The organism is Sulfurovum sp. TSL6 (assembly GCF_019972115.1).
GTDB lineage: Bacteria > Campylobacterota > Campylobacteria > Campylobacterales > Sulfurovaceae > Sulfurovum.
The window spans coordinates 46,171-68,864 of sequence record NZ_BPFJ01000003.1; the positions used below are offsets into that span (position 1 = coordinate 46,171).

Genomic DNA, 22,694 nt, shown 5'->3' on the forward strand with positions numbered 1-22,694 from the left:
AGTTGGAAAATTATAACATAATCATGTAAATATTATATGAATTGTTTTGTTTAGGATATAATACTTTTTCATAGAGAATTGACACATCAATGTGGAATAACGTGGGCTTCATGGAGCATTTTAAAAAGATGTATATTTTATATAGGGGTATGGTTAAACCTGTTTAGATATAATTTTTTATATTACAAAATTAAATTTATATATGGAGAGTGTAGTGAGTAAAAAGAATTTTGCACTTATAGGAGCAGCAGGGTACATTGCCCCAAGGCATATGAAGGCTATTAAAGAAACAGGTAATAATCTTGTTGCGGCACTTGACCCCTATGACGGCATAGGTATTATAGACAGTCATTTTCCTGAGGCAGATTTCTTTACAGAGTTTGAACGTTTTGATAGATTTGTAGATAAATGGCGACGAAATACAGGTAAAAAAATAGATTATGTGTCAATCTGTTCTCCTAACTATTTACATGATTCCCATATACGATTTGCCCTCAAAAGTGGCGCGGATGCTATTTGTGAAAAACCGCTTGTACTAAACCCATGGAATATCGATCAATTAAAAATCATTGAAGAAGAAACCGGTCAAAAAGTTTATAATATACTACAGCTCAGACTGCATCCTTCCATCATCGCACTGAAAGAAAAGGTACAAAAAGAGTTGGCAGAGAACCCTGATAAAACCTATGATATTGATTTGACCTATCTGACTTCTAGAGGTAAATGGTATTTCATTTCATGGAAAGGGAATGAAGCAAAGTCAGGAGGGATCGCATCAAATATCGGTGTACACTTCTATGACATGTTGTGTTGGATCTTTGGTGATATTGAAGAGAATATCGTACATCTTAAAACAGCTGATACGAATGCAGGCTTTTTCAAATTGAAAAATGCTAATGTAAGATGGTTCTTGTCAGTCAATTATGACTATATCCCTGAAGAGGTAAAAGCACAGGGGCAGAGAACCTATAGAAGTATTACTGTAGATGGAGAAGAGATAGAATTCTCTGGAGGATTTACGGATCTCCATACAAGATCATATGAAGAGATACTTAAAGGTAATGGCTTTGGGCTGGATGAAGCTTATGGTTCTATCAACACTGTTTCAACCATACGAAATCTTGCCCCTGTAGGGCTTAAAGGTGAGTACCATCCCTTCTGTAAAAAGGTAATTGGCTAATGGCAGAATTTTTTGTCCATGAGAGTAGCTATGTTGATGAACATGTAAACATAGGAGATAATACCCGAATCTGGCACTTCTCGCATATTCTTTCACATACTACTATCGGTACAGACTGCTCGTTTGGACAAAACTGTGTAGTAGGGCCCAAAGTCACAGTAGGTAATGGTGTTAAAGTACAGAACAATGTTTCCCTCTATGAAGGAGTTGAAGTAGAGAATGATGTCTTTCTTGGGCCCTCTATGGTTTTTACCAATGTGATCAATCCAAGAGCCTTTATACAGAGAAAAGAAGAGTTTAAAAAGACACTCCTTAAAAAAGGATGTTCTATTGGAGCAAATGCAACCATTGTGTGTGGTATTACTATCGGTGAATATGCACTTATAGGTTCTGGTGCTGTGGTGAACAGAGATGTAAAACCTTATGCCCTTATGGTCGGGGTTCCTGCTAAACAGATAGGGTGGGTAGGTATTTCTGGAAATACATTGGTATTTCATAATAATACTGCAGAAGATGAATTCGCACAGTATGAAATAATCGAAGAAAATTTACAAGTGAGTAAAAAGTGAATATAGATTTCGCAAAACTACAATACCAGTACCAACTCTATAAAACTGAGATAGATGAGGCGATACAATCGGTACTAGATAAGTCAAACTATATTATGGGAGAAGAGATAACCCAACTTGAAACTTCTTTGCAAGAGTTTACGGGGGCAAAACATGCTATTACCTGCTCCTCAGGAACAGATGCTTTATTACTTGCCATGATGGCACTGGATATTCAGCCAGAGGATGAGATCATCACAACACCTTTTACTTTCATCGCTACATCAGAGACCATTGCTTTTTTAAAAGCAAAACCGGTCTTTGTGGATATAGATGAGAGAACCTATAATATAGATCCTTCTAAAATAGAAGAAAAGATTACACATAAAACCAAAGCGATCATCCCTGTTTCACTATATGGGCAACCAGCGGATATGGATGTTATTCAAGCCATAGCAGGTAAACATGGTCTTAAAGTCATCATCGATGGTGCGCAAAGTTTCGGAAGTACTTATAAAGGTAAGACAGACAGCAACTTAGGAGATATTTCAACGACAAGTTTTTTCCCGGCTAAACCACTTGGGTGCTTTGGTGACGGAGGTGCAGTCTTTACCAATGATGATACACTAGCAGAAAAGATGAAGTCACTAAGAGTACACGGGCAGTCCAAAAGATACCATCATCAGTATATCGGTATGGGTGGAAGAATGGATACCATTCAGGCAGCAGTACTGAATGTAAAGATCAAGTATTATGAAAAAGATCTTGCTTTGCGTCAAGAAGTTGCGAAGAGATATGCTAAAGCTTTAGAAGGTAAAAATATGATTTTACCTTTTGTGGAGAAAGATGTTACTTCAGCATGGGCACAGTATTCTGTACGGGTTCAGAATCGTGATGAAGTGCAAATAAAACTCAAAGAACACGGTATCCCTACAGCTGTGCATTATCCTATGCCTGTACATTTGCAGGAGTGTTTTGAGTATTTGGGATATAAAAAGGGTGACTTTCCTATATCTGAACAAGTTTCTAATGAGATTATGAGCTTACCTATGAATCCTTACTTGACAGATGAAGAAATAGTATATACTGTTAATAGCATATGATCAAAAAATTAAAACCAAAATCTGAATTCAGTAGAAATGTACTAACCCTTATGACAGGCACTACCATAGCACAAGCTATACCTATAGCTATAAGTCCAATACTTACGAGGATATATACGCCAGAAGACTTTGGAGTATTTGCATTGTTTATGGCAATTACTGGATTGTTTTCTGTTGTTGCAAGTGGACGATATGAACTTGCTTTGATGATTCCGAAAGAAGATGAAGATGCAATTAATATATTTGCACTAGGTATGACTATTGTTTTGTTCTTAGCATTGTTTCTTTTGACTTTAGTAGTTTTATTCAATAAGTCCTTAACAAGTATACTAAATAATGATGAGATTGGATATTGGCTTTATTTTGTACCTATAGCTTTATTTTTTACAGGGCTATTTAATATGCTCAGTTATTATAATAACAGAAAGAAAAATTATAAAAATATTGCAAATGCAACTATCATTAAATCTATTGTCTCGGCCATAATTCAACTCAGTATTGGGTTTGTAAAGGCTGGAGTTACTGGTTTAATAAGTGGACACATTGTTTCGACATTGTTTGCTAATACACGTTTGTTTAAAAATATTATTAAAGATAAAATACTGCTATCTAAAATATCTAAAAACAAAATGATAACTCTCACAAAACACTATAAAAACTTCCCAAAATATCAAGCGCCTCATGCGATGTTAAATACTTTTTCATCCAACATACCGATTTATATGTTTACCCCATTTTTTAATCTAACTGTTGTTGGATTTTATTCATTAAGTACAAGAATTGTATTTGCACCCATGATGATATTGGCAGGGGCAAGTGCAAAAGTATATAATCAAAAGGTTATGCAGATACATAATGAACATGGCAATAGTTATGGCTTTACTGTAAGACTGTTAAAATCTCTATTAAAAAAGATTAGTATACCATTTTTGATAATTATTGTTTTTGCCCCTGATATTTTTGCTTTTGTATTTGGTGAAGTGTGGAGAGAAGCAGGTGTCTATACACAGGTTTTATCTCCATGGTTGGGGATGGTTATTTTTACATCAACTATTTCTTTTATCCCAAGCTTGTTAAATTTACAAAGAAAAGCATTGTTTTTAGAAATAGTTTATACTATATTAAGAGTTATTGCTATAAGTATTGGATTGTATTATCAAAATGTTTTTATTGCGTTAATATGTTATTCCATAGTTGGATTTTTAATGTTAAACTATAATATATGGTGGATGCTTAGTTCACTAAAAAAGGTAAATTAATGGCTGGTCTATATGGTGTCATTTCGACTAAAAAACAAGATATAAAAGAAATATATACAAATTTTTTTAGCTCCACTTTAGATAATACAATAAATGAAGAGTTTAAATATAAAAATTTTATTTACGGGCGAAGTGTTATAGACAAATTTTTAAATGATAGAGTGTTGTATGAAGATGAGACTATCATTATAGGCTTTGAAGGGGTTTTTTATAACAAAGTAACTAAAAAAAGTTATGAAACAATTATTCAATGGTATCACAATGATGGCATAGATTTTGTTCAAAATATTCGAGGACAGTTTTGTGGGTTTATTTATGATAAAAATATAGATAAACTATATATTTTTAATGATTCTCTTTCAACAAAACCACTCTATATTTATAAAAATAATGATGTTTTTATGTTTGCTTCAGAATTAAAAGTAATTACAAAATTATTATCACAATTAAGTATTGAAAAAATTTGGGATCATGATGCTGTTTACTCGATGCTTACTGTTGGACATATGCTAAATGATTTAACATATGAAAAAAATACAAAAAAATTAAATTATGCAACTATTTTTGAAATAGATAAACATTTTAATATGGAAGAAAGACAATACTTTAATTTTTGTAAAAAAGAGAACTTTGATTTATCTAAAGAACAAATCATTGAGAAAATAGACGAGTTACTGATATCTAGCGTAAAAGAGTGTTGGGCAAAAGATGATGAATACAATTATAAACATTATACTTTTTTAAGTGGAGGCCTTGATAGTAGGGTAAATCTTTTTTTAGCAAAAGAGCAGGGATATATGGATGTTTTAACAATGACCTTTTCACAATCAGGAAGTAGCGATGAAAAAATAGCCCAAGAGATTGCTAGTAAAGAGGGCTTTAAACATTTTTTCTATGCTCTTGATAATGGTAAGTTTTTAGAGAAAGAGATAGAGAGATATATAGAAGCAAATGACGGTTTGACAATTTTTAATGGGGCAGCTGCTGGTTACGATTATTTGTCTTCAATAAATCACACTGACTTTGGTGCTTTGCATACAGGACAGATTGGTGATTTATTATTTGGCTCATATGTTAAAAAATATTTTACAGTTGATAATAGTGCTATAAGTGACCAAACACAACTTGTACAAGAGATAACATTTTTTGAAGACTATGCAATTAAGTACAAAAATAATTCTGAATTATTTGGCTATGAGCAGAGAGTAATTAATGGTACTTTAAATGGGGATAGAACAGCTACACATTTTACAGATATGCTTTCACCGTTTTATAATAGGAGTCTCATGGAATTTTGTTTGACAATACCAGATGTATTTAAAAAGGATGAAGCAATTTATTTAGATTGGTTTAATAACAAACATAAACAGATATCAAATTATAAATGGGATAGTGCAGGAGTAAAACCAAAAAGTATAATATTGGTGAAATATGCAAAACAATTCAAACGATATAAAAATGCTTTTTTAAGAAGAGTAGGATTAAAAGTTGATAATATGAATCCTTTTGATATGTGGTTAAGAAATAACAAAAAGATATTGAAAAATCTAGATGTTTTGTATTTTACTCATATTAATGATATTGAAGATATCAATTTACAAAAACTGCTAAAGAATATGTATAATTGTGATATCAAACATAACCATTATGGGAGTAATAATAAATTTTTAGTTATTACTGTATTGTTATCATATAAATTGCATATGAAAGGTTAAGTTTTGAACTTTGCAAAAAAAATACTGAATATATTAAACTTTAAATATTTAACTTTATTTTATAAAACTATAAAATTAAAAAAAGGCGTTACCATAGATTATCGATGCGAAATAGAACAAAAAAACAATATTTCCATTGGTAAGAGGAGTATATTATACAAATGTATTACTATTTATAAAAGTAAAGAAGGATATTTGAGGATAGGTGATTTTTCGCATATAGCACCATATGGGTATATTTTAATAGAAAAACAAAACTTGACTATAGGTAATAACGTTGCTATCGGACCAAATTGTTCTATATTTTGTAGTACAAACAGTATCCCTGAAAATAAAGGGATACTGTTTAAAGATAGTTACAATAAAGGGGATATTACTATTGGAAACAATGTGTTTATTGGTGCAAATTGTGTTATTTTGCCCAATACAATAATTGATGACAATGTTGTAATAGGTGCGAACTCTGTAGTTAAAGGAAAATTGAAAAGTGGGTTTATGTACGGTGGGAATGCGGCAAAAATGATAAAAAGAATATTTAATGACTAAAAAGCTCTTAGTTGTTGGAAACAGCAGTATACACATATTTAATTTTATAGAGCTGGTAAAAGATTATTTTGATGATGTGTTACTATTGACAGATAGAAAAAATGAGTCGTGGAATATAGATACAATAGAAGTGGATTTTGGATTAAGAATAAATGGTTTTAAAAACTATAAAAATTTAAAGAAAATAATTAATGATTTTAATCCAAGTACTGTACACATTCATCAAGTCAATATTCCAGCACTTTTAACACTTTTGGCACTAAAAGGCAATAATACACAGACAGTATTAACGGCATGGGGAAGTGATATTCTTTTAACACCTAAAAAAAGTATATTTTTAAAATGGATAGTAAAATATATACTAAATAGTGTTGATATTATTACTGCTGATTCAGATACTGTTTTATTGGAAGCAAATAAATTGACAAATAAAAAGTTAAATACTTATAACATAAATTTTGGTATTGAAATACCCTATTGTACAATGTATAAAGAAAATATTATTTATTCAAATAGACTGCATAAAGAATTATATAATATTGATAAAATTATCTTGTCTTTTCATAAATTTCTAAAACTAGATCCATCATGGAAATTAGTTATTGCAGGTAATGGAGAAGATAGTGGAAAATTAAAAAATTTAGTAAAAACTTTAAATATTACCAATAGTGTAGAATTCATTGGTTGGGTTGACACGAAGACAAATTTTGAATACTATTGTAAATCTAAGATATATGCATCAATACCTAATAGTGACTCTATATCTATTAGTCTTGTTGAATCTATAGCTTCCAATTGTATAGTTTTTGTATCAGATTTACCAGCAAATAGGGAAATTGTTACTTCAGATATAGGCTTTATAGTTAAGGACTTAGAAAATATAGACTTTGCATTATTTAAAACAATTAATAATCAATACTATCAAGATAGAAGAGATATTATAATTAAGCAATTTTCAAAAGAGCATAATAAATCTTTATATATAAGTTTATATGAGAATAGCAATCTTTAAATGGGCATTAAAATGAAAATACTCTATTTGTCCGATACTGATCTTGATGGAACGTCAGGCATAGCTCAAAAAGTTTTGATGCAAAGCAATCAATGGTCAAAGCAGGGACATAATGTATCACTGATCTCATTAGAATCTCTTTCTCTTTTCTCTCTTCAGGGAGAGAGGCTTACGGAACCAAAGATAGATATAAAAAGAAGAGGGTGGAAGATATATGTCCATCTTCTTTTAAGTACTTGGCGATTAAAAAAGATATTGAAAACGGTTGACTATGATATTGTTTATATGCGGTATCGGCTCTATTCTCCCTTCTTAAAAAGAACATTGGGAGATCACATTAGAATTGTAGAGATCAATACAGATGACATTAATGAGTATAAGTTTTCTTCTAAACTTTTATACTTGTACAATAAATTTTTTCGTAATCTTTTTTTACAACCTGTAGATGGATTTGTATGTGTAAGCCATGAATTACAAAAGAAGTTTGAGTATCTTGCTAAACCATCTATTGTCATTGCAAATGGTATCAATACAGATATGTATGCATTTGAACCATCAACAGGTAGCATAAGGCCTTCATTAGTATTCATCGGCTCACCCAATCAAAAATGGCATGGTGTAGATAAAATCATTTTTCTAGCTGAAAAGCTCATAGAATTTGATTTTCATATCATTGGTATGGATGGGAAGAATAGGCCTAATCTTTTTTTTCATGGGTATCTCTCTACTGATAAAGCAAAGCATTTTGTTAAAGATCAAGATATAGGCATTGGCACGCTTTCTTTGTATGAAAACAAAATGACTGAAGCCAGCCCACTAAAAACAAGACAATACTTCGCTCATGGACTTCCTGTCATCTATGCTTATGAGGATACGGATATCAGTGAAGAAGAACCATTTGTTTTGAAACTTCCAAATACAAAAACAAATATAGAAGAGCATATCAGGGAGATTAGACACTTTGTGCTATCTGCTCATCATAATAGTAAATTTAGACAACTTGCAAGAGACTTTGCGGAGAAGACGTTAGATGTGTCAGTAAAAGAGAATCAAAAAATTGAGTTTTTTGATATGATATTGCAAAGTAAGGACAAGTGGGAAGTATGAAAAAAAACCTTATTTTATTTACTGTGTCATATCCTTATGGGGATAAAGAACAGTTTTTGGAAACTGAAATTTTATATTTAGCTAAATATTTTGAAAATGTAACTGTCATTCCTACATTTATAAAGGGAGATAAGAGAGAAATTCCAGAAAATATAGTTGTAGATACAACGTTTGCATATCAAAACAATAACATAAAGTTTGCTTTTTACAGTTTGGTTACAAAATATACCTATAAAGAGATCATTGCTAATCTCAGTATAATACTTTCTTTAAAAAAGTTACAAAAACTGGCTTCTTTTACTGGTAGAGGTGTCGCACTTTTTAAACATCTGAAAGTCAATTATAGTACAGAAAATATTTTTTATTCATATTGGTTTAATGGGGCTGTTTTTGCTTCTTTTTTGTATGATCAAAAAGTTGCAAAAATCAACTATGTAACTCGAGTACATGGCAGTGATCTTTATCTTGAACAAAATGACGGGTATTTGCCTCTGAGACCAACAGTACTCAAAAATATTAAAAAAATTTTTCCTATTTCCAAAAATGGGTATGATTATCTAAGGCAGCATTATCAGATGGATTTATCAAAAATATCACTCTCTAGATTGGGAACAAGTGACCACAATATCACTACGAAAATGTCTCAGGATTCAAAGCATTTTCATATTGTAAGCTGCTCTCACCTGAGTCCAGTAAAGCGAACGGATTTAATGATCATGTCTTTATCAAATGTAGCACAAAAAAATCCAACAATCGCCTTTTTCTGGACACATATAGGTACTGGTGTAGAGTATCGCAAAATAAAAGCTTTTGCACACAAGATGCTTCCTGAAAATGTTACAGTAGATTTTCTTGGAAATTTAGACAACGCAGCTGTTTTTGATTTTTACAAAAATCATTTTGTTGATCTATTTATCAATACGAGTATTTCTGAAGGTATACCTGTGACATTTATGGAAGCAATGAGTTGCTCTATCCCTGTTATGGCATTAGATGTTGGCGGTATTTCAGAAATAGTGAACAATGATAATGGAATTTTGTTAGATAAAAAAGCGAGTTACGATACAATTGCAGAAGCATTACATCACATAGTAAATAATAAGACTTTATTGGCAGATAAGAAAAGCCATGCAAGAGATACTTGGGACCATTACTATAATGCTAATCATAATTATAGGGTTTTTGTTGAGGTATTATCTAGTTTTTCAGGAGGAAGATCATCAAAATAGTTACTATTATAGGGGCTAGACCGCAATTTATAAAAGCAGGAAGTATTAGCAGAGAGATTTCTAAATATAAAGAGATACAAGAAATCATAGTACATACTGGGCAACATTTTGATGCCAATATGAGTGATATATTTTTTGAAGAGATGAAGATACCAAAGCCTGATTATAATCTTGACATCAATGGTCTTGGTCATGGTGCGATGACAGGTCAAATGCTGGAGAAGATAGAAGAGGTTTTACTGCAAGAGAACCCTGACTGGGTACTAGTATATGGAGATACCAATTCTACATTGGCTGGGGCTTTAGCTGCATCAAAATTACATATAAAAGTGGCACATATAGAAGCAGGCTTAAGATCCTTTAATATGAAAATGCCTGAAGAAGTAAATAGAATATTGACAGATAGAGTGAGCAAGATACTCTTTTGTCCTACAGATACAGCTATAGAGAATCTGAAAAATGAAGGCTTTGAAAATTATGACTGTAAGATAGTGAAATCTGGCGATGTGATGCAAGACGGAGCGATATTTTATAAAAATCTTGCTGTTGAGCCAAATATTGAAATCAAGGATGACTTTGTACTTTGTACTATTCATAGAGCTGAAAATACAGATGATGAAAATAGACTAAAAAATATATTTGAGGCATTGGATGAAATTGCTAAAGAGAAACAAGTCATCTTGCCTCTACATCCAAGAACAAAAAAAATACTAGAAAATTTAAAATTAAACATTCAGAATTTGACAATTATTGACCCAGTAGGCTACCTGGAGATGGTATGGCTTATAGATCATTGTAGTTTAGTGATGACCGATAGCGGGGGGCTTCAGAAAGAGGCTTACTTCTTTAAGAAACCGTGTATAACTTTAAGAGATGAAACAGAGTGGGTGGAGTTAGTAGAGAATCGGTTTAATGTACTTGCCGGAGCTAATAAACAGAAAATACTCGATTTATATAAAAATTTTGAATTTTCTGATGATTTTGGTTTAGGTTTATATGGCAATGGTAATGCCAGTTATCATATTCTTCAAGAATTATTAAAAAGGTAAGTATTAGATGTATTTAATGGAACAGTTTTACAGAAAGATACTGAAAAAAGAACCACCATATTATGTTAAATATTCTCTGACAACTATCGTGTGGAAACCTATTCGTAAATATATCAATGTTGTTATTATCCCTAATACCCCTTTTTCAAATCTTCGCGTAATACTGTATCGAATGTTGGGATTTCAGATCGGCAATAATGTATTTATAGGAATGAAATGCTACCTTGATGACATTGATCCTCAAAAGACAATTATAGAGGATGATGTTGTTATTTCATATGGTTGTTATTTTGCTTGCCATGGAAAAGGACAGGGGCATACGGATATTATCATTAAGAGGGGAGCTTATCTTGGGATGAGATCTAATGTGGTATCAGGTAAAAATGGCATTACAATAGGTGAACATGCCGTTATTGCAGCAGGTTCTTTGGTCCATAAAAATGTTCCCTCCGATACAACAGTAGGTGGGGTTCCCATAAAAAAGATTGTATATGACAAATAAGTATGTAACAATCATCAATCAATATATCGGCTCTCCTTATCATGGAATGGAATATAGACATTATTATCTCGCCAAAAATTTGATGTCACAAGGGTATAAGGTGACTCTGGTGAGTGGATCATACTCACATCTTTTTTCTTCGCCTCCTAAAGTGACTAAGAGTGTTCTCAAAGAAACAATTGATGGAATAGAATATATATGGATTAGAATACCAGAATATAAATCATCAAAGTCTATAGGGCGCATATGGAATATGCTTTGCTTTACATGGAAATTACACTTTTTAAAAGCTGTTGTACCTTCTCATATTATTGTTTCTTCCCCCTCTCTCTTCCCTGTGAAGGTTGGTGCAAAATTAGCCAAAAAGTTTCATACAAAATTTTTATTTGAAGTTCGGGATATTTGGCCACAGACACTTGTGGAACTTTCAAGCTTGTCTTCTTCTCATCCACTCATAAAACTTATGGAACATTATGAAAAGTTTGCATATAAAAAAGCAGATAAAGTTATCTCATTGCTTCCTGCTGCGAAAGAGCATTTTGAAAAACAAGGTATGCAAAAAGATAAATTTGTGTATTTGCCAAATGGTATCGAAACAGAAGAACAAAAGAGTGTTTCTCTGTCTCAAGAGATCAGAGAAAAAATACCTACAGAAAAACTTATTATCGGATATAGTGGAACGATTGGGATAGCAAATAATCTTGACTACCTGATTGATGTTGCTGAGATTTTGAAAAAAAATGATGAAATACATTTCATGATTTTAGGTAACGGTGGGGAGAAAAAACGACTACAAGAACGCGTTAAGAGGTTATCTTTAAAAAATGTAACCTTTTTAGAAGCTATATCAAAAGAGGAAGTTACCAGTTTTTTAACATATATAGATGTTGCATTTATATCATTATTGCCTGAAAAGCTTTTTAAGTTTGGAGTCTCTCCTAATAAGGTTTTTGAGTATATGTATGCAAAAAAACCAATACTTTGGGCAATTGAAGCAGGGAATAATTTAGTAGAAGATGCTGAGTGTGGTTTAAGTGTTCCCTTGAATGATGTTATTGCATTAAAAGAGTCCATCTTGAGACTAAAAGAATCAGGAGAAGATGTTCTCAATGAATTAGGACAAAATGGATATAATTTTGTTAATATGCATCACAGCTATAAAATGTTGGCAGAGAAATTAATCAATATAATAGAGGAATAATAATGTTCAAAGAGAAAGAATTAGGCTATAAAGAACTAGGATTACTTATTTTAGTTGCATATGCATTTAGTTTTCTGGTAAGAATGATATGGGTATGGCAGTTTCAGGATAATCCAAACTTTTTTTGGAATGATCAGCTAATGATCAATACAAATGATGGTTACTTCTTCGCTTCGGCAGTTGAATATTTACTCAATGGAGCACATGCAGATAATCCTAGAGTACCTATTGCAATCGATAGTTATCCCGGGATGGTATATACAACATATTTTTTAACAAAATATACACCATTCTCATTAGAAACAGTGATACTTTATCTCCCTGCAGTCATATCAAGTTTGGTTGTTATTCCTTTGGTATTGACGGGGAAACTTATCAAATTACCATGGGTTGGTTTCTTCTCAGCACTTTTAGGTTCTATTGTATGGAGTTATTATAATCGTACGATGATAGGATATTATGACACGGATATGTTCTCTGCATTGTTGCAATTTACTGTTTTATATTTTTTCTTATTGACTATTTATGTCAAGGATGATAAAAACGTATTATGGCTAGCTTTTACATTATTAATTTACCCATACTTTTATCCTCAAGGGTTAAGTCTTATTTATGCTATTTTTATATTGTGGACACTATATCAGCTTGTTTTTCAAAGAGAGGAAAGAAATAGTTATTTATTTATTATAGTAGCTTCTGTAGCACTTTGGGCTGTTCCTGTATGGGTGAAAGTTGTTTTGATTATTTTGGCTTTTGCATTTTTAGAACAGATAAAAAGTAAAATAGATAATAAAAAGTTTTTTTACCTCACTTTACTTGCATTACTTGTATTCTTTTTCTTTGGTAATGTATTTTCCTTGATATGGGGGAAAGTAAGTATTTATTTAAATCGTGGCGTTGAAGAGAGCGGGTTACATTTTTATCAAGTGATACAAACAGTAAGAGAAGCGGGAAGTATTTCCTGGGAAACAGTCTCAAATAGAATTATTGGGCATCCTATTTTATTGGTATTGAGTCTTTTCGGTTATATTTTTTTGGTTATAAAATATAAGCCGTTTATTTTGGCTTTACCACTTATTGGTGTAGGTGTTTTTGCACATTGGGCGGGATTAAGATTCACTGTTTACGCTGTACCTGTTGCAGCATTTTCTGTTATATATCTTTTTTATATCTTATCTCAGTTTGTTGAGAACAAAAAAATGGCTTATGGGGTATTCATAGTATTATCGATATTGGCATTGCAACCCAATATTAAACATATTATAGGGTATAAGGTTCCTACAGTTTTAAATACTCAAGAAGTAAAAGATTTAGATGCCCTCAATAAAATAGCAAATTCTAAAGATTACACGCTAAGCTGGTGGGACTACGGATATCCTATTTGGTTTTACTCTGATACTTCTAGTTTAATTGATGGGGCGAAACATCATAATGATAATTTTATTATCTCTAAAATTATGCAAACATCTTCTCCGGAACTTGTTGCCAATTTAAGTCGTTTAGCTGTAGAGACATATGTGGATTCTAATTACTCTACTATTACGAATATCATGTTTAAGAACAAACAAAAAGATCAGCTTGATCCTAATCTTTTTTTGTCGGAACTAGAAGATTCAAACTATAAACTTCCTAAAAAAACAAGAGATATCTATCTCTATCTCCCTTATCGAATGCTAAATATTTTCCCTACTGTGGCAGTTTTTGGGAATTTGGATTTAACTACTGGGCAGGAAGAGAGAAAAATTGCTTTTTATCCTACACAAGCTATGAGTAATAAAAATGGGATGGTAACTTTTAGTAATGGCATTTTGTTTGATACAAAAAAAGGTATGATCAGATTAGGACAACAAGAAAAAACTGTGAAACATTTTATAGTGACAAAAAATACTAAAGAAGGGAAAGTCCAACTGCAGTCTCAGCTTTATCATGCTGAGGGTGACTATACTATTGTTTATATGCAAAGTTATGGGCGGTTTATTGTAATGGACAATGAAACATTTAACTCGACCTATGTACAGATGTTTATGTTAGAGAAGTATGATAGTAATCTTTTTGAGCTTGTCGTCTCATCACCTTATAGCAAAATTTATAAACTCAAAAAATAGATGTTAAGCAGAGTAGAAAAAATTCAAAAAAGAGTTTTTGATCTTCTGTTGTCTATTATTGGGATTGTTTTGACATGGTGGATTATATTGTTAGCATGGATGATTGCCAGTATCGAGACTAGAGGTAATGGCATGTTTTCACAAAAACGCGTAGGAAAAAAGGGAAAGCTGTTTAGGGTTTTTAAAATAAAGACGATGAAAGATATCCCCGGTATAAATACAACTGTAACCACCAATAGAGATGCTCGTATCACAACAAGTGGCGCCTTTTTCCGGAAAACCAAGATAGATGAGCTTCCTCAACTTTTTAATGTACTTTTGGGCACGATGAGTTTTGTAGGGGCACGACCAGACGTACCTGGTTTTGCAGACCAACTAGAAGGTGAGGATAGAGTGATATTGGAATTGGCACCGGGCATCACAGGACCATCTTCGCTGAGATATAAAGATGAAGAAGCACTTTTGGCTAAACAAAAAGACCCGGAAAAATATAATAAAGAAGTGATTTGGCCAGATAAGGTTCAGATAAATAAAGCCTATATTAAAGATTGGTCACTCAAAAAAGATGTAGAATATATAATAAAAACAATTATAGGATAACCTATGGATAGAATTTTTCTTTCTCCACCACACATGAGTGGTAAAGAACAGCAGTATATATCTGAAGTGTTTGAGAGTAACTATATTGCTCCACTCGGAGAGTTTGTGAACCGTTTTGAAAGCAGTATCTGTAACTGTACAGGCACCAAACATGCACTAGCTCTCTCTTGCGCGACTGCAGGGTTACATTTGGCTTTGTGTGTATTGGGTGTAGAAAATGGAGACTATGTGTTGGCTTCTAGTTTTACGTTCATCGGTTCTGTGAATGCTATTTTGTATCAGAATGCAAAGCCTATATTTGTAGATAGTGATGAGAGCTGGAATATCTCACCCAAACTTCTAAAAGAAGCGATTCAGAAGTCACCCAGAAAACCTAAAGCACTTATTATTACCCACCTCTATGGACAGTTGTGTAAACTGGATGAAATTATTACTATCTGTAAAGAGGAGGGTATCTTTCTGATAGAAGATGCCGCAGAATCTTTGGGTGCGAGTTATCAAGGTAAACAGAGTGGTACGTTTGGCGATATGGGAGTATATAGTTTTAACGGTAATAAAATCCTCACTACTTCTGGTGGAGGTATGCTGGTGAGTGACAATGAAGAGTGGGTAGCCAAAGCACAGTTCCTTTCTACACAAGCTAAAGAGAATTTTTTGCATTATGAGCATAAAGAGGTTGGATACAATTATCGTATGTCAAATATTTTAGCCGCCATTGGTGTGGCACAAATGGAAGTGTTAGATGAACGTGTGAATAGAAGACGAGAGATATTCGACCTCTATCAAAAAGTACTTGGCACATATGAAGAGATACAATTTATGCCAGAGATTGAAGGCAGTAGAGGAAACCGCTGGTTAAGTACTTTGACATTAAAAAAAACTGACCCTAAAAAGATCATCACTGTATTGGAAGAAGCCAATATAGAAAGTCGTCCACTTTGGAAACCGATGCACATGCAGCCACTGTTTTCTGATGCGATGGCCATAGAGGATGGGACATCACAAACATTTTTTGAACAAGGAATCTGTCTGCCAAGTGGGAGTAGCATGAGTGATGAAGATGTTATGAGGGTTTGTGATGCAATTAAAAAGGCGATAAAATGAAAGGCTTGTTTCGCCCAACATCATTAAAAAGAATGGTCTTTTTCCTTATTGCAGATCTCATTCTTTCAGGGGTCACGCTTTATCTTGCATATTTATTGCGCTTCAATTTTCAGATACCAGAAGAATTTTTAGATTCTTTTTGGCTGACCTATGGTGTGATTACAGGGGCAAAGGTCTTTTTTCTTTTTATGCTTAAAAACTATTTTATTATTTGGAGATTTTTTAGTTTTTATGATGCAAGAAATATATTTAAAGCACATATATTGGCGTATATGTTTTTTATCGTCATTTATTTGGTTTTTAAAGAATATTTTACTCCGTTCCCCCGTAGTGTTATTATAATAGATTTCTTTTTGTCTCTTATTTTTATAGGTGGGTTAAGGGGAGTGAAACGTTTCATTACTGAGGGACGTAGACAGTATTCGATGAAACCGACTCTTATTATTGGTGTAAACAGTAAGACAAATACGATTATTCAGAGTGCTTTAAAAGAAGAGATAGATTATTATCCCGCTGCTATTATTTCCACTGAAGAAGATGAAAAAATGGCAGATGGATATATCAATAATGTAAAAGTTTTTGATATGTCTGCACTGACAACAATCATAGAGAAAAAGAACATTTCAGCAGCGATCCTTACTGAGAAATTAGCACAAAATGAACTTAAACACTTGGTTGACAGATTAAACAAGGCTGGAGTAACTGAGATCAAACAGGTTAAGATCTTAGGTTCAGAGCACGAAAAGCTTGAAAATCTTTCGATTGAAGATCTATTAGCACGTCACCCCAAAGATCTTGATCTTGATACGATCTCCTCTTTTGTGAAAGATAAATCTATTCTTATCACAGGAGCCGGAGGGAGCATAGGCTCAGAGATAGCCAGACAGTGTCAGAAGTTTGAAGCTTCATCCCTCATTTTGGTAGACAACAGTGAATACAATCTCTATCAGATAGGGGAACAGATAGAAAATGCCAAACTGAAACTGTTGAGTGTTACAGATAAAAAGAATTTAGAGGCTGTTTTTAAAGAAGCCAAACCACAGATAGTGATACATGCAGCAGCCTATAAGCATGTACCTATCTGTGAAGAGAACCAGGAGATGGCTGTCTTGAACAATGTGTTAGGTAGTAAAAATGTCATAGATCTAAGTATAGAAAATGGTGTAGAAAAGGTAGTGGTCATCTCCACCGATAAAGCGGTACGCCCAACCAATGTCATGGGCGCTACCAAGAGAGTGACAGAACTCTATGCCAATAATGTTGATGCAAAAGGAACCGAAATAGTAGCGGTGCGCTTTGGGAATGTATTGGGCTCAAGCGGCTCGGTCATTCCCAAGTTTAAACAGCAAATAGAAGCAGGTGGTCCTGTGACAGTAACACATCCTGATATTACGCGTTATTTCATGCTGATATCTGAAGCATGCCAGTTGGTATTGCAAACGGCTGCGATAGCCAAAGGGGGTGAACTGTTTATATTGGATATGGGAGAAGCTGTCAAAATTGCAGAATTGGCACAGCAGATGATACGGCTTTATGGCAAAGAGGATGAAGTGGAAATTGCTTTTACAGGATTGCGTCCTGGAGAGAAGCTTTATGAAGAGTTACTACTGGATGAAAGTGAACAAGAAACTCAATATAGTTCGATTTTTATTTCAAAACCTACGCAGTATGAGATCTCAAAACTGACTCAGGATATTGAGGTATTACTGGAAGCAGAAGATAAGGTGAAGGCACTTCAAAAGATTGTCCCGGAGTATATCAGAAATATTCATATATAATATTTTTAGTTATAATTTAACATAACTAAAAATAAACTTATAAAAGGGACTACATGTATAAGAAAATAATAGCGGGATTTTTAATTTTTGCTACATCGGCACTGTTTGGAATGAGTCTGAATCAGCTTAACAGCGCATCTAAAGAAGAGTTGATGGAAGTCAAAGGTATTGGTGCCGCTAAGGCAGCAGCAATTATAGCAGAGAGGGAAAAGAGTGCATTTACCTCATTTGATGATTTTCAAAGAGTCAAAGGAATTGGAGCAAAGGCTGCGTTAAATGTGAAAGAGTATGTCAAGTAAGCCTCTGAGATAAAAGAAAAGATATTTCAAACATTGAGAAAATATAAATGATCAGGTAAAAGAGCTTCAGCTCTTTGGCTTGTCCCTATTTAACACTATAATCCGCTTTAACCACATTTTCGCTACAATTCACTAATTTATTTTTAGACTTTATTTAAGGCATTATCATGACAGTTACACGTTTTGCACCTTCTCCTACAGGTTATCTTCACATCGGTGGGCTTAGAACAGCACTCTTTTCCTGGCTTACAGCACAGCATAACAGAGGTCAGTTTTTACTTCGTATAGAAGATACCGATATGGCACGTAATTCCGAAGAAGCGACAGAAGCGATACTCAAAGCATTTGAATGGGTAGGGATGAGTCATGATGGTGATGTGGTGTATCAGTCCAAAAGATTTGATCTTTATAAAAAATACATTGATCAGCTCCTTGAAGAGGGCAAGGCCTATAAGTGCTATATGAGTAAAGAGGAGCTTGATGCATTACGTGAAGAGCAGATGGCAAAAAAAGAGCGAACACGTTATGATGGACGCTATCGTGACTTTACCGGTACGCCACCAGAAGGTGTTGAACCGGTTATCCGCATCAAAGCACCTCAAGAAGGGACGATCTCTTTTGTGGATGGAGTGAAAGGTGAGATGAACATAGCCGCATCTGAAGTAGATGACTTTGTGATTGCTAGAGCAGATGGCGCACCCACATATAATTTTGTCGTTGCCATAGATGATGCATTGATGGGCTTGACAGATGTGATCCGTGGGGATGACCACCTCTACAATACTCCGAAGCAGATCGTTGTTTATAATGCACTTGGATTTCCAATTCCTAGATTTAATCATGTTGCGATGATCAACAATGAACAGGGCAAAAAACTCTCTAAAAGAGATGGGGCTACGGATGTCATGGAATATAAAGCAATGGGGTATCTTCCTGAAGCACTTTTGAACTTTTTGGTACGCCTTGGCTGGAGTCACGGAGACCAGGAGATCTTCAGCCTGGAGGAAATGATAGCGTTGTTTGATCCTAAAAATATTAACAAGAGTTCATCCAACTATAATCTGGATAAACTGCTTTGGTTGAATGCGCACTATATTAAAAATACGCCAAATGATGAGCTTGCAGTGCTGCTTAAAGATTTTGGTGTGGATATCCATGGCCACGATAAGTTGGAATTGCTCCTTGATGCAACAAAAGAAAGAGGGAAAACACTGGTAGATCTTGCAGAGCAGATCAATCTTATACTTACGACACCTGCTCAGTATGATGAAAAGGCTTCCAAAAAAGCGTTTAAAGGTGAAGCCAAAGAGATCTTGAATGATTTTGCTTCAATGTTAAAAAACTGGGATAAAACATTGCACCTTCCTTGTGATTACCATGAAGTGATGGAAAAACTTGTTGAGACAAAAGAGATAGGTTTTGGGAAGATTGGTATGCCACTTCGTGTGAGTCTACTTGGTTCCATGACAGGGTCCGGGCTTGATGAGATCATGGCTATTTTAGGTGTGGACGAAACGGTAGCGCGCATCGAAAAAGCGATTGCAACGATAGAGTAACGCTTATTTGTCACCTCCGTATCAAGTACGAGGATGACGGACTTTTTTGCTTTTCTTTAAAAACAACTTCAAAGATTTCTTCGCTTTATCATCCATCTTATAGTGGATATGACTCAAATACCACGTAAGTTGCTTAGGGGTAATATCTCTTTTTTTTGCTTCTTTTTTGAGGATGTATTGTGGGATCTTTACTTTGGTTTGTGCAAATGTACGGGCCAGTTTTTGTATAGCTTCGTCATGTTTATTATAACAGAGTCTGGCAAACACAAAAGGAAGACCTGTCTCTTTGTACCAAGCTTCAGCCAAGTCAATACCTTCTCCCTCATGGAGATAATGTTTGAGTGCAGCATCTCCTATAAGTACTTTTCCTTTAAGTCCTAACACACGTGCAAGTTGATTGGAAGTGGCTGATGCCGGATCCATTTCATTTTCTCCTTCTAAAAGTAAAACACTATAGACTTTTTGATCTGCGATGATACCTAAATCCGTACATTTACAGTTCACTGAGGCGACAGAAGAGATAAATGCGGCATTGACTTCTCTTCTTTGTAGTGCTTTATTGATCTGTGAAGGTACAGCACGTTTGTAGCGAAAGGTCATTTTAGAGGCATTGTTAGAGATATAGCGTTTTAAGAACACTTGAAAAGGTAGAAGATTAAGATAGCTGATAGACCCAAATAACACAGTGCAAAGCTCCTCTCAAAATCCTGTTTAAGCGTAATTATAGCAAACAACTTTTATAATCGCGTCATTATTGGGGATGAAATAACCCTTATTTTGAAAGAGTAATTTATGGTAAAAGTAGAATTTTTAGGTCCCATCGGTAAAGCACCGATGGAGATGGAAGCTTCGACATTGGCAGATGTCTCCGCGCAACTCAAAGAAGATGATAGTTTGATCAAATGGCTAGATAAATGTGCAGTAGCACTCAATGATACGATGGTGAACGATCTAGCAACTGAACTTAAAGATGGTGACAGGATATCTATCTTGCCTCCTGTGTGTGGTGGATAAGTCGTGGAACTCTACCATGGACCGTTAGATACCAAAGAGATCTTTGGTCGTTGGCTTGATGAGCAGGCAGAGTCAAATTATGGTGCCTATATCCCTTTTGTGGGAACGATACGTGCTGAAGACGATATAGAAGCACTGAGTTTTGATATCTATGAACCGATACTGCAAAAATGGTTTGATGCGTGGCAGGAGAAAGCTGCTGCTCTAGGGGCAGTGGTAAAAATGGCACACTCCATTGGAGATGTTCCCGTACATACTTCTTCTTATATCTCTGCTGTATTTTCTCCTAAACGTAGAGTGGCATTGGAGCTTATTGATGAATTTGTGGAAGATTTTAAAGCCAATGCCCCTATATGGAAGTATGATGTGAAAAAAGGTGAACGCATTTACGCAGCAGACAGAAGTACTCCGATGAACGGCTCAGGTTTATTAAGTTAAAGGAACCCAGCTTTTTGACAATAATTGTCTCACGCGACTTGTCGCATAATGAATAAGGAAAACAACAATGGCATTTATGCATTTTGATGAATCACTCCAGATGATACAAGATCTTAGGATAAAGAATTATAAAACAAAAAAACTTTATTTGGTAGATGCACGGGGGTATGTACTGGCTGAAGATATTGTGGCAGACCATAACTCTCCGGAGTTCCCTACCTCTGCGATGGATGGCTATGCTATTATTCATGAAGATATGACACTGGGAACGCTCAAAGTGGGAAGTATCAATCCTGCAGGTTCTGCACTCAAAGAAGAAGTGATAGGCGGTACATGCATCAAGACTTTTACAGGTTCACTGATGCCACATGGTGCTGATACACTTATTCCTATAGAAAATGTAGAAGTGGATGGTGATGAGATCATCATTAAAGAAGAGGTACCCCAAGGGTTTGCTGTACGTGAAGTAGGGGAGAACTATGAAAAAGGGCAAATGCTTATTCCTAAAGGAACTAAAATAGACTTCCCTCAAATAGGTGTCATGGCCAGTTTAAACATCGAAAATGTGCTTGTCTATGAGAAGCCAACCGTAGCTATTCTATCGACAGGTTCAGAATTACTGGAATTAGGGGAAGAACAAACCAACGATTCTCAGATAAGAAGTTCCAATAATTATATCCTTGAAGCAATAGTCAATAAGTATGATGGTGTACCTATGCAACTGGGATGCATCAAAGATGATAAAGAAACCATCACTAAAGAAATTTCTGCTGCCTTAGAAAAATCTGATATTGTTGTGACGACAGGCGGAGTGAGTGTCGGCGACTTTGACTTTGTGAAAGATGTTATTTATGAAATTGGTTGTGATGTAGTGTTTAAGGGTGTACGTGTAAAACCTGGACAGCATATCATGGTAGCACGCAAGGATGATAAGTTTATTATCGGGCTTCCGGGATTTGCTTATTCTTCTACTGTGACGGCATTACTTTACTTGGTCCCACTGATAGAAAAACTGCAACAGGGAAAATCTTCTCTGAGAAAAGTAAAAGCCAAGCTTAAAGAGCCATTTCTAAAACGTGCCAAAAAAGCAGAGTTTACAGCTTGTAATGTAAATCTTATGCAAGGGGAGTACTATGTTGACTTTAAAGACAAAAAAGTAGGTTCCTCGGCTATCCTTACGAATATGCTTGGGGATGTAGCCCTTCTAGTTACTTCAGAAGATGATACTTCCAAAGCCGTTGGAGATGAAGTCACTGTTTTGCTTCTTGGTTAAAGCGTCTTCCCTTGACTAAAGTGAGAGAATAGATTCTCTTGCTTTTAAAAACATAGCAAATTCGGCTGCTGTGGTA

Annotated in this window: 22 protein-coding genes; 21 read left to right on the forward strand and 1 reads right to left on the reverse strand. The window is 34.4% G+C overall.

The annotated features are described in order from the left end of the window. Positions 1-202: 202 nt before the first annotated feature. The 18 genes from LDM93_RS09145 (at position 203) to gltX (ending at position 19,893) form a co-directional block, all read left to right on the forward strand. Positions 203-1,180 (forward strand): Gfo/Idh/MocA family protein, encoded by a 978-nt coding sequence (locus LDM93_RS09145; protein WP_223892107.1) that lies wholly within the window; start codon positions 203-205, stop codon positions 1,178-1,180. Further along, on the forward strand, positions 1,180-1,749 hold the full coding sequence (locus tag LDM93_RS09150) for an acyltransferase (protein WP_223892108.1): 570 nt from the start codon (positions 1,180-1,182) through the stop codon (positions 1,747-1,749). Before LDM93_RS09145 ends, LDM93_RS09150 begins: the two co-directional genes overlap by 1 nt. Continuing rightward, entirely contained in the window at positions 1,746-2,831 is a 1,086-nt protein-coding gene (locus tag LDM93_RS09155) for a DegT/DnrJ/EryC1/StrS aminotransferase family protein (protein ID WP_276571374.1), read from the forward strand. The genes LDM93_RS09150 and LDM93_RS09155 overlap by 4 nt, the downstream gene beginning before the upstream one ends. After that, entirely contained in the window at positions 2,828-4,090 is a 1,263-nt protein-coding gene (locus LDM93_RS09160) for a lipopolysaccharide biosynthesis protein (protein WP_223892109.1), read from the forward strand. Before LDM93_RS09155 ends, LDM93_RS09160 begins: the two co-directional genes overlap by 4 nt. Then, on the forward strand, positions 4,090-5,805 hold the full coding sequence (locus LDM93_RS09165) for an asparagine synthase-related protein (protein ID WP_223892110.1): 1,716 nt from the start codon (positions 4,090-4,092) through the stop codon (positions 5,803-5,805). The genes LDM93_RS09160 and LDM93_RS09165 overlap by 1 nt, the downstream gene beginning before the upstream one ends. Before the next feature lie 3 nt (positions 5,806-5,808). After that, on the forward strand, positions 5,809-6,351 hold the full coding sequence (locus LDM93_RS09170) for a DapH/DapD/GlmU-related protein (RefSeq protein WP_223892111.1): 543 nt from the start codon (positions 5,809-5,811) through the stop codon (positions 6,349-6,351). Next, a complete protein-coding gene (locus tag LDM93_RS09175; RefSeq protein WP_223892112.1) occupies positions 6,344-7,363 on the forward strand; it encodes a glycosyltransferase in 1,020 nt (339 codons plus the stop codon). The genes LDM93_RS09170 and LDM93_RS09175 overlap by 8 nt, the downstream gene beginning before the upstream one ends. 12 nt (positions 7,364-7,375) lie before the next feature. Continuing rightward, a complete protein-coding gene (locus LDM93_RS09180) occupies positions 7,376-8,470 on the forward strand; it encodes a glycosyltransferase (RefSeq protein WP_223892113.1) in 1,095 nt (364 codons plus the stop codon). Then, entirely contained in the window at positions 8,467-9,699 is a 1,233-nt protein-coding gene (locus tag LDM93_RS09185; RefSeq protein ID WP_223892114.1) for a glycosyltransferase, read from the forward strand. Before LDM93_RS09180 ends, LDM93_RS09185 begins: the two co-directional genes overlap by 4 nt. Positions 9,700-9,743: 44 nt before the next feature. Further along, positions 9,744-10,748 carry a non-hydrolyzing UDP-N-acetylglucosamine 2-epimerase gene (wecB, locus tag LDM93_RS09190; RefSeq protein ID WP_238480481.1) on the forward strand — a complete coding sequence of 335 codons (1,005 nt, stop codon included), beginning with the start codon at positions 9,744-9,746 and terminating at the stop codon, positions 10,746-10,748. Between the two features lie 7 nt (positions 10,749-10,755). Continuing rightward, a complete protein-coding gene (locus LDM93_RS09195) occupies positions 10,756-11,250 on the forward strand; it encodes a DapH/DapD/GlmU-related protein (protein WP_223892115.1) in 495 nt (164 codons plus the stop codon). Next, on the forward strand, positions 11,240-12,451 hold the full coding sequence (locus tag LDM93_RS09200) for a glycosyltransferase family 4 protein (RefSeq protein ID WP_223892116.1): 1,212 nt from the start codon (positions 11,240-11,242) through the stop codon (positions 12,449-12,451). The genes LDM93_RS09195 and LDM93_RS09200 overlap by 11 nt, the downstream gene beginning before the upstream one ends. A gap of 2 nt (positions 12,452-12,453) precedes the next feature. Beyond that, on the forward strand, positions 12,454-14,556 hold the full coding sequence (locus LDM93_RS09205) for an STT3 domain-containing protein (protein WP_223892117.1): 2,103 nt from the start codon (positions 12,454-12,456) through the stop codon (positions 14,554-14,556). Beyond that, entirely contained in the window at positions 14,557-15,156 is a 600-nt protein-coding gene (locus LDM93_RS09210; protein ID WP_223892118.1) for a sugar transferase, read from the forward strand. A gap of 3 nt (positions 15,157-15,159) precedes the next feature. Beyond that, on the forward strand, positions 15,160-16,260 hold the full coding sequence (gene pglE / locus LDM93_RS09215; protein WP_223892119.1) for a UDP-N-acetylbacillosamine transaminase: 1,101 nt from the start codon (positions 15,160-15,162) through the stop codon (positions 16,258-16,260). Further along, complete coding sequence (locus LDM93_RS09220) at positions 16,257-18,038, forward strand: UDP-N-acetylglucosamine 4,6-dehydratase family protein (RefSeq protein WP_223892120.1); 1,782 nt, start codon at positions 16,257-16,259, stop codon at positions 18,036-18,038. The genes pglE and LDM93_RS09220 overlap by 4 nt, the downstream gene beginning before the upstream one ends. 53 nt (positions 18,039-18,091) lie before the next feature. Then, complete coding sequence (locus LDM93_RS09225) at positions 18,092-18,337, forward strand: helix-hairpin-helix domain-containing protein (RefSeq protein ID WP_223892121.1); 246 nt, start codon at positions 18,092-18,094, stop codon at positions 18,335-18,337. A 167-nt stretch (positions 18,338-18,504) separates the two neighbouring features. Further along, the gene (gene gltX / locus LDM93_RS09230) at positions 18,505-19,893 is read left to right on the forward strand and encodes a glutamate--tRNA ligase (RefSeq protein ID WP_223892122.1); all 1,389 of its coding nucleotides are present in this window, start codon (positions 18,505-18,507) and stop codon (positions 19,891-19,893) included. 21 nt (positions 19,894-19,914) lie between these two features. Here gltX and LDM93_RS09235 read toward each other — a convergent pair whose 3' ends face one another. Further along, entirely contained in the window at positions 19,915-20,577 is a 663-nt protein-coding gene (locus LDM93_RS09235; protein ID WP_223892123.1) for an MqnA/MqnD/SBP family protein, read from the reverse strand. Positions 20,578-20,685: 108 nt separating this feature from the next. Here LDM93_RS09235 and LDM93_RS09240 point away from each other — a divergent pair, with 108 nt between their 5' ends. The 3 genes from LDM93_RS09240 to LDM93_RS09250 all read left to right on the forward strand — a co-directional run bounded on the left by LDM93_RS09240 (position 20,686) and on the right by LDM93_RS09250 (position 22,618). Then, a complete protein-coding gene (locus LDM93_RS09240; protein ID WP_223892124.1) occupies positions 20,686-20,907 on the forward strand; it encodes a MoaD/ThiS family protein in 222 nt (73 codons plus the stop codon). 3 nt (positions 20,908-20,910) lie between these two features. Next, on the forward strand, positions 20,911-21,345 hold the full coding sequence (locus LDM93_RS09245; RefSeq protein ID WP_223892125.1) for a molybdenum cofactor biosynthesis protein MoaE: 435 nt from the start codon (positions 20,911-20,913) through the stop codon (positions 21,343-21,345). Positions 21,346-21,412: 67 nt separating this feature from the next. Continuing rightward, positions 21,413-22,618 carry a molybdopterin molybdotransferase MoeA gene (locus tag LDM93_RS09250; RefSeq protein ID WP_223892126.1) on the forward strand — a complete coding sequence of 402 codons (1,206 nt, stop codon included), beginning with the start codon at positions 21,413-21,415 and terminating at the stop codon, positions 22,616-22,618. The last annotated feature ends 76 nt before the right edge of the window (positions 22,619-22,694 follow it).

Excerpts from the sequence above, each read along its gene's own strand:
- LDM93_RS09145 (WP_223892107.1), top strand. The coding sequence starts at position 203 with ATGGAGAGTGTAGTGAGTAAAAAGAATTTTGCACTTATAGGAGCAGCA.
- LDM93_RS09150 (WP_223892108.1), top strand. The coding sequence starts at position 1,180 with ATGGCAGAATTTTTTGTCCATGAGAGTAGCTATGTTGATGAACATGTA.
- LDM93_RS09160 (WP_223892109.1), top strand. The coding sequence starts at position 2,828 with ATGATCAAAAAATTAAAACCAAAATCTGAATTCAGTAGAAATGTACTA.
- LDM93_RS09165 (WP_223892110.1), top strand. The coding sequence starts at position 4,090 with ATGGCTGGTCTATATGGTGTCATTTCGACTAAAAAACAAGATATAAAA.
- LDM93_RS09175 (WP_223892112.1), top strand. The coding sequence starts at position 6,344 with ATGACTAAAAAGCTCTTAGTTGTTGGAAACAGCAGTATACACATATTT.
- LDM93_RS09180 (WP_223892113.1), top strand. The coding sequence starts at position 7,376 with ATGAAAATACTCTATTTGTCCGATACTGATCTTGATGGAACGTCAGGC.
- LDM93_RS09185 (WP_223892114.1), top strand. The coding sequence starts at position 8,467 with ATGAAAAAAAACCTTATTTTATTTACTGTGTCATATCCTTATGGGGAT.
- LDM93_RS09195 (WP_223892115.1), top strand. The coding sequence starts at position 10,756 with ATGTATTTAATGGAACAGTTTTACAGAAAGATACTGAAAAAAGAACCA.
- LDM93_RS09200 (WP_223892116.1), top strand. The coding sequence starts at position 11,240 with ATGACAAATAAGTATGTAACAATCATCAATCAATATATCGGCTCTCCT.
- LDM93_RS09205 (WP_223892117.1), top strand. The coding sequence starts at position 12,454 with ATGTTCAAAGAGAAAGAATTAGGCTATAAAGAACTAGGATTACTTATT.
- LDM93_RS09210 (WP_223892118.1), top strand. The coding sequence starts at position 14,557 with ATGTTAAGCAGAGTAGAAAAAATTCAAAAAAGAGTTTTTGATCTTCTG.
- pglE (WP_223892119.1), top strand. The coding sequence starts at position 15,160 with ATGGATAGAATTTTTCTTTCTCCACCACACATGAGTGGTAAAGAACAG.
- LDM93_RS09220 (WP_223892120.1), top strand. The coding sequence starts at position 16,257 with ATGAAAGGCTTGTTTCGCCCAACATCATTAAAAAGAATGGTCTTTTTC.
- LDM93_RS09225 (WP_223892121.1), top strand. The coding sequence starts at position 18,092 with ATGTATAAGAAAATAATAGCGGGATTTTTAATTTTTGCTACATCGGCA.
- gltX (WP_223892122.1), top strand. The coding sequence starts at position 18,505 with ATGACAGTTACACGTTTTGCACCTTCTCCTACAGGTTATCTTCACATC.
- LDM93_RS09240 (WP_223892124.1), top strand. The coding sequence starts at position 20,686 with ATGGTAAAAGTAGAATTTTTAGGTCCCATCGGTAAAGCACCGATGGAG.
- LDM93_RS09250 (WP_223892126.1), top strand. The coding sequence starts at position 21,413 with ATGGCATTTATGCATTTTGATGAATCACTCCAGATGATACAAGATCTT.